This is a genomic window from Micromonospora sp. NPDC047793, from assembly GCF_040642635.1.
In the GTDB taxonomy this organism is placed as follows: domain Bacteria; phylum Actinomycetota; class Actinomycetes; order Mycobacteriales; family Micromonosporaceae; genus Micromonospora.
This window is the reverse complement of record NZ_JBEYSG010000001.1, coordinates 821,269-833,489: the sequence shown is the minus strand read 5'-3', so window position 1 is coordinate 833,489 and position 12,221 is coordinate 821,269. Positions and strand designations below refer to the sequence as shown.

The following is a 12,221-nucleotide window of genomic DNA, read 5'->3' as shown; positions in this document are numbered from 1 at the left end:
GGCGTCAGCGGCGGGTCAGCTCCGGGTCGCCGGCCAGGCGGGCGGCCCGGTCCGCCTCACTGAGCGCGTCGAGCACGCCGTCCAGGTCGCCGGCCAGGGCCAGATCCAGGTTGTACGCGGTGTAGCCGATCCGGTGGTCGGTGATCCGGTTCTGCGGGAAGTTGTAGGTGCGGATCCGCTCCGAGCGGTCCACCGTACGGACCTGCGCCTTGCGGGCGTCCGACGCGGCGGCGTCGGCCTGCTCCTGGGCGGCGGCGAGCAGCCGGGCACGCAGGATCCGCAGGGCCTGCTCCCGGTTCTGCAACTGGGACTTCTCGTTCTGGCAGGAGACCACGATGCCGGTCGGCAGGTGGGTGATCCGCACCGCCGAGTCCGTGGTGTTGACCGACTGGCCACCGGGACCGGACGACCGGAACACGTCGATCCGCAGCTCGTTCGGGTCGATGGTGACGTCGACCTCCTCGGCCTCCGGCAACACGAGGACGCCGGCCGCGCTGGTGTGGATCCGCCCCTGCGACTCGGTCACCGGCACCCGCTGCACCCGGTGCACGCCGCCCTCCCACTTGAGCCGGGACCAGACGCCGTTGCCCCCGTCGGGTACGCCCTTGGTCTTGATCGCCAGCGAGACGTCCTTGACCCCACCGAGGTCGGAGTCCTGGGCGTCGATCACCTCGGTGAGCCAGCCCCGCCGCTCCGCGTACCGGGTGTACATCCGCAGCAGGTCACCGGCGAACAGCGCCGACTCCTCGCCGCCCTCACCGGCCTTGATCTCGACGATGACGTCCTTGGCGTCGTGCGGGTCGCGCGGGATGAGCAGCTCGGCCAGGCGTTCCTCCAGGGCCGGCAGCGTCGACGCGATCGTCTCCGCCTCGGCCGCGAACGACGCGTCCTCGGCGGCCAACTCCCGTGCCGCGACCAGGTCGGCCCGGGCCTGCGCCAACTCCCCGGCGGCCTTGTGCAGCGGCACCAGTTCGGCGTACCGGCGGCCGACCCGACGGGCGGTGCCCTGGTCGGCGTGGATGGCGGGGTCGGCCAGGCGCTTCTCCAACTCGGCGTACTCGTCGAGGAGGGCGGCCAGGCGCTCGCTGCTCATGCTGCGGATCGCTCCTTGGACGGCGGGGAGACCGGACGACAGACGGACGACGCCCGCGTCCGGGAGAAACCGGACGCGGGCGTCGGACCAGGAGCTACTTGGCCTTCTTGGCCTGAACCTTGGCGTACTTCTGCTGGAACTTCGCGACCCGGCCCGCGGTGTCCAGGACACGCTGCTTGCCCGTGTAGAACGGGTGGCAGGCGCTGCACGTCTCGACGTGGATCGCGCCGCCCTTCGCGGTGCTGCGGGTGGTGAAGGTGTTGCCGCAGGAGCAGGTGACGTTCGTGGTCACGTACTCCGGGTGGATGTTGGACTTCATCTCGCCTCGGTCCTCTCGTCGTGGTCGCCGGGTCGCCCTCGCGCGCCAGTACGCGCGAACGGGGCGTGAACCGGAACCGGTGGCCGATTGACCAGTCTGCCATGGGGCCCAGCAGACCCGCGAAGCGGGCCGTACCGGCTGATCGACCAGGTCAACGCCGGACCCGTCCTCGGCATTCCCCGCGCGGGCTCGCGCATTCCGACCTGCCGGCGGCGGTACGCGAGAGGTCGGTGGGGCCGCCGTGGCGCAGGAGAGAACCTCCGGCGGGTACGGCGAAGGGGCGCGACCGTGTCGGCCGCGCCCCTTCGCCGAGTGTCACCCGGTGGAGGTCACTCCCCCGGCGTCGACTTGGCGATCTGCATCAGGAACTCGATGTTGGTGCGGGACTGCTTGAGCCGGTCCAGCAGGAGGTCGAGCGCCGCCTGCGAGTCCAGCGAGTGCAGCACCTTGCGGAGCTTGTGCACGATGGCCAGCTCCTCCGGCGCGAGCAGGATCTCCTCCTTGCGCGTACCGGACGGGTGGATGTCGATGGCCGGGAAGGTCCGCTTGTCGGCGATCTTCCGGTCCAGCTTCAGCTCCGCGTTGCCGGTGCCCTTGAACTCCTCGAAGATGACCGTGTCCGCCATCGAACCGGTCTCCACCAGCGCGGTGGCGAGGATGGTCAGCGAGCCGCCGTTCTCGATGTTCCGGGCCGCGCCGAGGAACCGCTTCGGCGGGTACAGCGCGGTGGAGTCGATACCACCCGACATGATCCGGCCGCTGGCCGGCGCCGCCAGGTTGTACGACCGGCCGAGCCGGGTCACCGAGTCGAGCAGGACGACCACGTCGTGACCCAGCTCGACCAGGCGCTTGGCCCGCTCGATCGCCAGCTCGGCGACGGTGGTGTGGTCCTGCGGCGGACGGTCGAACGTGGCCGCGATGACCTCGCCCTTCACCGACCGCTGCATGTCGGTGACCTCTTCGGGTCGCTCGTCCACCAGCACCACCATCAGGTGGCACTCCGGGTTGTTGTGCGTGATGGCGTTCGCGATCGCCTGGAGCACCATCGTCTTACCCGCCTTCGGCGGCGAGACGATCAGTGCCCGCTGGCCCTTGCCGATCGGCATGACCAGGTCTATCACCCGGGTGGTGAGGATGTGCGGCTCGGTCTCCAGCCGCAGCCGCTCCTGCGGGTACAGCGGGGTGAGCTTGTAGAACTCCGGCCGACGCTTGGCCTCGTCCGGCTCCATCCCGTTGATGGTGTCCAGCCGGACCAGCGGGTTGTACTTGTCCCGCCGCTGCTCGCCGTCGCGTGCCGCGCGGACCGCGCCGGTGATCGCGTCACCACGCCGCAGTCCGTACTTCTTGATCTGGGACATCGAGACGTACACGTCGTTGGCACCGGCCAGGTAGCCGGTGGTCCGGACGAAGGCGTAGTTGTCGAGCACGTCGACGATGCCGGCCACCGGGACGAGTACGTCGTCCTCGCTGACCTGCGGCTCACGACCGCTATCGGTGCCGCCGCCCTCGTTACGGTCGCCACGACCGCGTCGGCGGTCCCGGAAGCGGCTGCGCCGGCTACGCCGACCGCCGCCCTCGTCGTCGTCACCGTCGTTGTCCCGATCGACCCGCTGCCCGCGCTCGCCCCGGTCACCCCGGTCGTTGCGGTCACTGCGGTCGTTGCGGTCGCCGCGGTCACCCCGCTCGGTGCGCTCGCCCCGCTCGGTGCGGTCAGTGCGCTCGCCCCGCTCGGTGCGGTCGCCACGGTCGCCCCGCTCCGCACGCTCGGCGCGGTCGGTGCCACGCTCGGCGCGGTCGGTCTTCTCCGCGCGGTCGGTGCCGCGCTCGTTGCGCTCGCCCCGCTCCGCACGGTCGCCACGCTCGGCGCGGTCGCTCCGCTCCGCACGCTCGGCGCCGCGCTCGCGGCCGGACCGGCCCTCGGTGCGCTCACCGGTCTCGGCGGCGGGCTCCTCGGTCCGGGGCTCCTCGGTCCGGGGCTCCGCAGCGGCGGTCCGGCTGCGCCGGGTCCGGCTACGTCCCTCGGTCTCGACGCTCGCCGCCGGCTGCTCGGTGCGGCGCTCGGCCTCCGGCCGCTCACCCGCGTCGCGGACCTCCGCGTGAACCTCCTCGCGGACCGGTGCGGCGGCCGCCGCGACCTCGGCCCGTGGTCGAGGGGCCCCGGCGGCGCTGCCCTGGCGCTCGGAGATCGCGCTGATCAGCTCGCCCTTGCGCATACGAGCCGTACCCGAGATGCCGAGCGACGCGGCCAGGCTCTGTAGCTCCGGCAGCAGCATCGCCGACAGGCCGGTGCCGCTGCGCCGACGCCGGGCAGGGGCAGCGGTGGTGGCATCGCCAGCGACGTTGGAAACATCCGACGTCACGTCGGTGGTGTCGCTCAATGGATTCCTTCCCTCGATAAGGCCGGGACTGCCCGGAATCGACTAACAGGTGGCCGGGCGGCCTCGGTGCACCCGCCTCGCATGACGCTTCGCGGGAGTCTGTGACACAGCAGCCGGTCGGTCGCCCGACCCACCAGGAAGCTGGTGAGCGGGTTTCGCCGTCTGCGGCGACCAGTGAAGACTGCGGTGCGGCGTGTGCCTAGGCAGGGGTGACGGGCTTACCGCCGAGAGCTTCGGGGGTGCGCCGACCCGCAGGAGATCGCATGCTTCGCGGCTGTGCTAAGTCTAGAGCGTAATCAACTCTTCCGACCTGCGGCAACAGGGTCCCGCTCCGCGTGTCCGAGTCTACCCTGCTCGACCTGCGCGCCGGGCACGTCTATCGGCAACCGCAGAATCTGCCATTCTGTTCCCGCGTCGAAGCCTTCCGGCAGCTCAGACAGGGCGAGCACGGTCGGTCCGGCACCACTGACCACGGCTGCCACACCGGCCGCACGCAACTCCTCGACCACTGCGGCCGTACCCGGCATCGACGATGCGCGATAACTCTGGTGCAACCGGTCGACGGTGGCCGGCAGCAGCAGACCCGGCTCGGTGGTCAACGCGTGCACCAGCAGCGCCGCCCGTCCGGCGTTGAGCGCGGCGTCGGCGTGCGGCACGGTCGCCGGCAACGCCGCCCGCGCCGACGCGGTCAGTCCGCGCTCGGTCGGCACCAGCACCGTCGGGTGTACGCCCTCGGCCACCGGCAACGACACCGCCCGCGCACCGCCGGACTCCGTCCAGGCCAGCGTGAACCCGCCGAGCAGGCAGGGCGCGACGTTGTCCGGATGCCCCTCGATCCGGGCGGCCAACCGCAACGCGGCGGCCTCGTCGAGCCGCTGCTCCCCGTCGACCACCAGGGCACGGGCCAGCAGCACACCGGCCACGATCGCGGCCGAGGAGGAACCGAGGCCACGCGCCTGCGGGATCCGGTTGACACACTCCAACGCCAGCCCGGACGGCTGGCCGCCGAGCTCGTCGAAGGTCGCCCGCATGGCGCGTACCACCAGGTGTCCGTCGTCGACCGGCAGGTCGTCGGCGCCCTCACCGGCCACCGACACGGTCACGCCACCCGCCGTCACCTCGGCGGCGACGTCGTCGTAGAGCGCGAGGGCGAGGCCCAGGGCGTCGAAGCCGGGACCCAGGTTCGCACTGGTGGCGGGGACCCGGACCCGGACCGGGCCGGCGGCGAATGTGGTCGGCACGCCGCCCATGCTAGGGCCCCACCGGCGACGCCCGACGCGCTGCCCGCCCCCTGGGACGCACCTCGCGCCCGGCACCCTTGCCCACAGGTCCTAGTCTGCCCAGACCGACGGCTTCGGGAGGACTGCGTGAGCGACGTCAGATATCTGCTGGTGCAGGTAGCGATGGATCTGCCGACGTTGATGGTGCTGATCACCGGAGGTGTGCTGGCGACGTCGGCCCGGGGGCGGCTGCCGGGAGCGGCCCGTCGTCTGCTGCTGGCCGGGCTCGCCGTCCTGCTGGCCGCCACGCTGATCAGCCTCGTGTGGTCGGTCGCGTTGCCCTGGGCGGTCACCGGGGGTACCGCCCGGTTCAGCGCGCTGTCCCTGGTCGTCGGGGTGATCAACGCACTGCTCTTCCCGGCCGGAGTCGGGCTGCTGATCGCGGCCGCGCTGGTCGGCCACCGGAGGGCGCCGGCACCGGGCGCCGCCGCACCGGGCGCCCCCACGGCCTGGGGTCCGCCGCCAGCCGACGCGTACCGACCTCCGGCGGACGCGTACCAGCCGCCGGCCGACCCGTACGGACCTTCGGCGGACCCGTACCGGCCGCCCACCGTCACGCGCTAACGGGGCGGTTCTACCGGGTCCCGGTCTCGGCGACGGTCGGCGCCGGGGCGGCGAGCGAGAGCCGTCGGGTGGCCACCCGCCAACCGATCGCGTACGTCAACGTGACCAGGCCGCAACTGGCCAGCACGATCCGTTCGTCCACCACGTCCACCACGGCGGCGACCGCGAGCTGGCTGACCGAGATCGCCAGGGTCGCCAGCATCATGTCGGTGGCGAACACCCGGCCCCGTAACCGGTCCGGCACCTCGCCCTGCAACGCGAAGTTCGACATCACCCAGTTGCTGCCGCCGGCGAAGTGCGCCACGAAGACCAGCACCAGCACCAGCGGGAACCAGGGCACCACCGAAGTGCCCAGATAGGCCAGCCCGTACGCCGACATGGACAGTGCCAGTCCGGGCAGCAGCCAGGCCCGGTTGGTCAGTACCCGGCGCATCAGGATCGGGCCGACCAGCGCGCCCGCGCCGCGTACCGCGAACAGCAGGCCGGTGCCGAGCGCGCCGACCCCGTACACCCCGGCCAGCAACGGGAAGACGGTCAGCACGCCGTTGCCCAGGCCGACCGCCGACTTCACCGTCACCAGGGCCAGCACCCGTGGGCGGTGCGCGATGTAGCCCAGCGCCTCGCGGATCGCCGCCCAGGTCTGCGGCGGCGCCTCGTCCTGCTCGCGCGCCGCCTGGAGGGGCCGGCGGATGCGGGTGGCCAGCAGCGCGGCGAGCACCAGCGCGACCGCGGCGACCCAGAAGCAGACGTACGGCCCGGCGGCGGCACTGAGGACCCCGCCGAGGGAGGCACCGACGACGGTCATGGTGCCCCAGGCCGACCCGGCCACCGCGTTGCCCGCCGCCAGCTCGTCCGGGTCGAGCACGTTCGGCAGGGCCGCCTGCGCGGCCGGGGAGTAGAACGCCTTGGCCACCGCGATCACGCCGATACCGAGCATCGCCAGCCAGGCGGTGCCGGCGTCGCGTACGCCGAGCAGCAGCAGGGCGCCGACGAGCGCGGCCACATTCGCGGCGATCATGATCGTACGACGGTCGAAGCGGTCGGCGACGGTCCCGGTGTACGGCAGCAGCAGCGCCACGATGCCGGTGTCCACGGCCAACACGAGCGCGCCCCACACGCCACTGCCGGTGAGCTGCGGCAACAGGACCAACAGCGGCACCATCACGAACCAGTCGGCGCCGAAGACCACCAGTTGAGCCAGGAAGAGACTGCGGAAGTTCCGGTTGCGGGTGATGACCCCGACGGTGGACGCCACGAGCCGGACCCTACCCGGCCGTACTCCCCCGGTGAGTCGGGGCGCGGACACCCGGATGTAAGGAGGGGTCCCCTGCTATGCACGAGGCGTTAGCAGGGGACCCCTCCTTTCACTCGGTGGGTGGGAACGGTGAGTTGCGGGTCTTCGGCAGCCGGAGCACCTCGAACTGGTCGGTGCTCTCGATCAGGGCGCCGGAGGGTGCCGCCGGCACCGGCCGGCTCTCCGGTCTGCGCTCCTCGGCGGGCGGCGCGGTCGCCGTCGCCTCCCGTCCGGCCGGCTCGTCGCCGGGCGCGTCGTCCGGGTCGGCGTCGCGCGGCTCGTCCTCGGACGACGGGCCGGACCGGCCCCGACGCCGGGCCAGCACCGACTCCTTGGTGTCCTCCACCATGGCGTACAGCGTGGGCACCAGGATCAGCGTGAGCAGGGTGGAGCTGAGCAGACCGCCGATCACCACGATCGCCAGGGGCCGGGAGATGAAACCGCCCTCGCCGGTGAGCCCGAAGGCCATCGGCGTCAACGCGAAGATGGTCGCGATGGCGGTCATCAGGATCGGGCGGAGCCGGTGGCGTCCACCCTCGACCACCGCCTCCCGCACGCCCATCCCCTGGGCGCGGTACTGGTTGACCAGGTCCAGCAGCACGATCGCGTTGGTCACCACAATGCCGACGAGCATGAGCACGCCGATCAGCGCCGGCACGCTCAACGCGGTGCCGGTGGCCAGCAGCAGGGCGACCGCGCCGGTGGCCGCGAACGGGATCGAGACCAGCAGGATCAGCGCCTGTACGACGCTGCGGAAGGTCGCCATCATGATCAGGAACACGATCGCGATCGCGGCCAGCACGGCCAGACCGAGATCGGCGAAGGTGTCCCGCTGCTCGGCGCTGACGCCACCGATGGTCAGGGTCGCTCCGGGTACGTCGATCGCGTCCAGCTCGCGTTGCAGCTCGGCGCTGATCGCACCCAGGTCGGAGCCGGTGACCGTGCCGGTGACCGAGACGCTGCGCTCACCGTCGATCCGTCGCACCTGCTGCGGTCCGGTGGTCTCGGTGACCTCGGCGATGTCGTCCAGCTTGACCGCGCCGACCCGCATCTCGCGCAGCTCGGTCACGGTCGTCGGCGGCTGCGCGGACAGCCGCAGCACCACGTCGCGCGCACCGCCGTCCAGGCTCACCTGGCCGAGCGGCGTACCCCGGAACGCCTGCGCGACGAGCTGACCGACCGCGGCCTCGGTGAGCCCGGCCCGGCTGACGGCCGTCCGGTCGACGGTCACCTCCACCCGTGGCACCTGCTCGGTCAGGGTGGACGAGACGTCCTCGACGCCCCGCAGGCGGGTCAGCACCGCCTGCGCCTGCTCGGCCGCGCGGGTCAGCGCCTCGGGGTCGGCGGCCCGCACCACCACGGCCAGCTCGTTCGCGGACGCGCCGCCCTGGCCCGCCGGGAACGTGATCTCGCCCGCGTCGGCGCCGAGCGCGCCGATCCGGTCCCGCAGGATGCCGCGCATCTCCTTGGCATCGGTCCCCTCGCCGAGCAGCAGCGCGTAGCTGGCCACGTTGTTGCCGGCGCCACCACCCCACGGCGAGTCGCCGCCACCGGCGGTGACCTGGTACGACCGCACCCCCGGCGTCTCCGCCAGCACCGCCTCGACCCGGCGGGCCGCCGCATCGGTGCCGCCCAGCCCGGTGCCCACCGGCAACTCCTGCCGGATGTTCAGGGTGTCCTGGCCGGAGTCGTCGAGAAAGTTGGTCTCCAACTGCCGGGCCAGGCCGAACGTGCCGAGCAGCACCACCAGACCGGCCGCCAGGGTGGCCAGGCGGAACGCCCGCCGGCCGGTGGCGAACCGGATCACCGGCAGGTACGCCCGCTGCAACGGGCTGCGCAGTTCCCGTTCCTCGGCGGCACGGCGCACGGTCGCCCCGTGGGCGCCGGTCACCGGCTTGAGGAACCAGTACGCGAGCACCGGCACCACCGTCAGCGAGACCAGCAGCGAGGCCAGCAGCGCCACCGTGACCGTGATCGCGAACGGCGCGAAGAGCTGGCCGACGAAGCCGCCGACCAAAGCGATCGGCGCGAAGACCGCGACCGTGGTCAGGGTGGAGGCGGTGACTGCTCCGGCCACCTCGCGGACGGCGGTGAGGATCGCCTCCCGCTTCGGTCCGCCGTACGTCAGGTGCCGTTTGATGTTCTCCAGCACCACGATCGAGTCGTCCACCACCCGCCCGACGGCGACCGTCAACGCGCCGAGGGTGAGCAGGTTGAGCGAGTAGTCGCCGATCCAGAGGGCGAGCAGCGCGACCACCACCGACAGCGGGATGGAGACCGCGGTGACCACGGTGGAGCGGATCGACAGCAGGAACACCAGGATGACCACCACGGCCATGATCAGGCCCAGCAGACCCTCGGTGCTCAACGTCTTGATCGACTTCTCCACGAACGGGGCCTGGTCGAGCACGACGGTCAACTCGGCACCGGTGGCGGCCCGCAGTCCGTCGAGCCGGTCGGCCACCTCGTGCGAGATCTGCACCGCGTTGCCGTCCGGGTCGGCGGTGACCGTGATGCCGAGGCTCTCACGACCGTTGGTACGCGTGATCGCGGTGGCCGGGGCGAGCTGCTCGGAGACGGTGGCGACGTCACCCAGACGGACCGGACCGGTCTTGCCCTTCGGCGGCGCGACGATGACGGCCCGCAGGTCGTCCAGCGTGGTCAGGGGCGCGCCCACCTGCACCGGCAGCGCCCGGTTGCCGTCCAGGACCGCCCCGGCGGGCACCGACACCCCGTTGGCCTGCAACGCGGTGCCGATCGCGGTCGGCTGCACCTTGGCCCGGGACAGCTTGGCCGGGTCGGGGGTGATGACCACCAGGTCGTCACGGACGCCGGTCAGCTCGACACCGCGTACGCCCTCGATGGCCGCCAGCTCGGGCACCACCGTGTCCCGCAGCTTGGCCGCGAGGGCACGCTCGTCGTCACCGCCGCTGGCGGCCAGCACCACGGCCGGCAGGTCGTCCGTGCTGCCCGCGATCACCTGCGGCTCGACGTCGTCGGGCAACCGGGTGCGGTTGAGCGCGGTCTGCATCCGGTTGACCACGTCGTCCAGGTCGGTGCCGAACTCGTACTGCACCTGGATGGTGCTCAGTCCCTCGCGGGAGGTGGAGGTGACGCTGTCCAGCGCGGGGATGCCCCGCAGGCTGTTCTCGATCGGGACGGTCACCTGGGACTCGACGACCTCGGGTCCGGCACCGGGGTAGGACGCCACGATGAACGCGGCGGGGAACTCCAACGAGGGCAGGAGTTGCTGCTTCAGCGACGGCACGGCGTACGCACCGAACGCCGTGGTCACCACCGCGATGAGGGCGACCAGCCCTCGGTTGGCGAGGCTGAATCTGGCGAGCAGCGACATCGGCGTGGCTCACTCCTGGGGGAGACGTTCGAAGGGCACGAGCAGTGTGCCCGACCCGATTCGCCCGTCGGTGTCCGGGGCGGGCCCGGCGGGCACCGGTTCGGCGGTGCCGATCCGCAGCGACGCCACCAGGTCCCGATACAGCTCGTCGGTGCGCAGCAGGGTGGCGTGGTCCCCGACCGCGCGGATCCGGCCCCGCTCCATCACCACGATCTGGTCGGCGTCGAGCACGGTGGAGAGTCGGTGCGCGATCGTCACCACCGCACCTTCCTCGGCCCGCTGCCGGACGCACCGGCTCACCACCGCCTCGGTCAGGCCGTCGACCTGCGAGGTGGCCTCGTCGAGCAACAGCACGTCCGGCGTCCGCAGCACCGCCCGCGCCAGCGCGATGCGCTGCCGTTCGCCGCCGGAGACGGTGGTGGCCGCCAGCGGCGTGTCCAGCCCGAGTTCCAGCCCGCTCACCTTCTCGTGCAGGTTCACCGCCCGCAGCGCGGCCCAGAGTTCGTCGTCGCTCGCGTCGGGGTGGGTGAAGCGCAGGTTGTCCCCGATGGTGCCGGGCACGACCGGCGCCTCCTGCTCCACGTAGGCCAGACGCCCACGGATCTGCGCCGGGGTGTGGTCCGGGTAGCGCCGGCCGTCGAGCAGCAGTTCCCCGTGCTCCGGTTCGACGAAGCGCAGCAGCAGGGAGAAGAGTGTGGTCTTGCCGGCTCCGGAGGGCCCGACCAGCGCGGTGTGGCCGACGCGGGGGATCTCCAGGTCGATGTCGCGCACGGCGGGTGGCGCGGAGGGCGCGTACCGGGCGGTGACGCCCCGCAGCGTCAGCACCGGCCCGGAGCGGTCGCGGTGGCCGGCGGTGACGACCGGCGGTACCGGCTCCGGCGCGGCGGACGCGGTGACGGTCGGCGACGAACCGGGTTCGGCCTCGACCGCCTCGATCTCACGGAGCCGACCGGCCGCCGCGATCCCGGCCTGCATGGCGGTGAGGTTCTGGGTCAGCTCGCCGATCGGCCCCATCAGCCCGAAGGCGTAGAGCAGGAACGCGATCAGGGTGGAGACCTCGATCAGGCCGCGTTCGGCCCGTGCCGCCCCGACGCCCAGGATGACGATGACGGCGAGCTGGATGCCGGTCCAGGAGATGGTCCACACCAGGGCGCTGCGTCGGGCCGCGCGGAGCCCGTGCTCGGCGGCCTCGCGGGCGTGCGTGGTGAGCGCCGACGTCTGGCGCTGCTCGGCGCGACTGGCCTTGACCGTCCGGATGGCGCGCAGAGAACCCTCCAGGGCCCCGCCGAACCGCCCGACGGATTCCTGCGCCGCTTCCTGGGCGCGGCCGATCGAGGGCAGCAGGTATCCCATCAGGACCGCCACCACGACCACCGCGACCATGGTGGCGCCGAGCAGCACCAGGTCGAGCGCACCCATCAGCACCAGCGTTCCGACCAGCGCCAACGCACCGTTGGTCAGGCCCACCAGGCTGCCGGACGCCTGGTGCAGCAACGCAGGGTCGGAGGTGGCCCGGGTGACCAGTTCACCGCCGGAGCGGTGCGTGAGCTGGTCGATCCGGGCGGCGAAGTAACGGCGGATCACCCCGGTGCGGGCGTCGAGCACCACCCGTTCGGCGATGCGGCCCATCAGGATCCACTGCCACAGCGAGATGGCGGCACCCACCACCACGAGCACCAGCAGCACGGCGACCGGTCGGGCCAGCGACTCACCGGCGCCGAGGGTGTCCAGCACCCACTTGGTCACCAGCGGGGTGGCCAGCCCGGCCGCGTTGGCGACCAGGCCGAGCAGCAGCCCGACCAGCATGGCCGGCCAGTGCGGCCGGAGGTAGGTCAGCAGCAGCCGGGTCCGGGCCCTCGGGGCGGTCGGCTCCGATTCGGTCGCGGCGGGTACGGCGGTCACAGTCACCCGGCAATGGAACACCACTGTTCCACTACG

At 72.3% G+C, this 12,221-nt stretch carries 8 protein-coding genes; 1 reads left to right on the top strand and 7 read right to left on the bottom strand.

All coding sequences use genetic code 11. The features are described from left to right. Window positions 1-4: 4 nt before the first annotated feature. The 4 genes from prfA to thrB all read right to left on the bottom strand — a co-directional run bounded on the left by prfA (window position 5) and on the right by thrB (window position 5,040). A complete protein-coding gene (gene prfA, locus ABZ738_RS03805) occupies window positions 5-1,093 on the bottom strand; it encodes a peptide chain release factor 1 (protein ID WP_131056837.1) in 1,089 nt (362 codons plus the stop codon). 94 nt (window positions 1,094-1,187) lie between these two features. Continuing rightward, window positions 1,188-1,412, bottom strand: a complete 225-nt coding sequence (rpmE, locus tag ABZ738_RS03800; protein ID WP_131056839.1) for a 50S ribosomal protein L31 — start codon at window positions 1,410-1,412, stop codon at window positions 1,188-1,190. A gap of 329 nt (window positions 1,413-1,741) precedes the next feature. Further along, complete coding sequence (gene rho, locus ABZ738_RS03795; protein WP_357210724.1) at window positions 1,742-3,790, bottom strand: transcription termination factor Rho; 2,049 nt, start codon at window positions 3,788-3,790, stop codon at window positions 1,742-1,744. A gap of 296 nt (window positions 3,791-4,086) precedes the next feature. After that, the gene (thrB, locus tag ABZ738_RS03790) at window positions 4,087-5,040 is read right to left on the bottom strand and encodes a homoserine kinase (protein ID WP_357210721.1); all 954 of its coding nucleotides are present in this window, start codon (window positions 5,038-5,040) and stop codon (window positions 4,087-4,089) included. 117 nt (window positions 5,041-5,157) lie between these two features. On the opposite strand from thrB, the gene ABZ738_RS03785 reads away from it, so the two are divergent. Beyond that, window positions 5,158-5,634 (top strand): hypothetical protein, encoded by a 477-nt coding sequence (locus ABZ738_RS03785; protein WP_254876969.1) that lies wholly within the window; start codon window positions 5,158-5,160, stop codon window positions 5,632-5,634. A gap of 10 nt (window positions 5,635-5,644) precedes the next feature. On the opposite strand, the gene ABZ738_RS03780 is transcribed toward ABZ738_RS03785, so the two are convergent. The 3 genes from ABZ738_RS03780 to ABZ738_RS03770 all read right to left on the bottom strand — a co-directional run bounded on the left by ABZ738_RS03780 (window position 5,645) and on the right by ABZ738_RS03770 (window position 12,191). Next, window positions 5,645-6,889, bottom strand: a complete 1,245-nt coding sequence (locus tag ABZ738_RS03780; RefSeq protein ID WP_357210719.1) for an MFS transporter — start codon at window positions 6,887-6,889, stop codon at window positions 5,645-5,647. Between the two features lie 109 nt (window positions 6,890-6,998). After that, window positions 6,999-10,283, bottom strand: coding sequence for an efflux RND transporter permease subunit (locus tag ABZ738_RS03775; protein ID WP_357210716.1), 3,285 nt, complete (start codon window positions 10,281-10,283; stop codon window positions 6,999-7,001). A 9-nt stretch (window positions 10,284-10,292) separates the two neighbouring features. Continuing rightward, window positions 10,293-12,191, bottom strand: coding sequence for an ABC transporter ATP-binding protein (locus ABZ738_RS03770; protein WP_236145624.1), 1,899 nt, complete (start codon window positions 12,189-12,191; stop codon window positions 10,293-10,295). Window positions 12,192-12,221 lie beyond the last annotated feature (30 nt).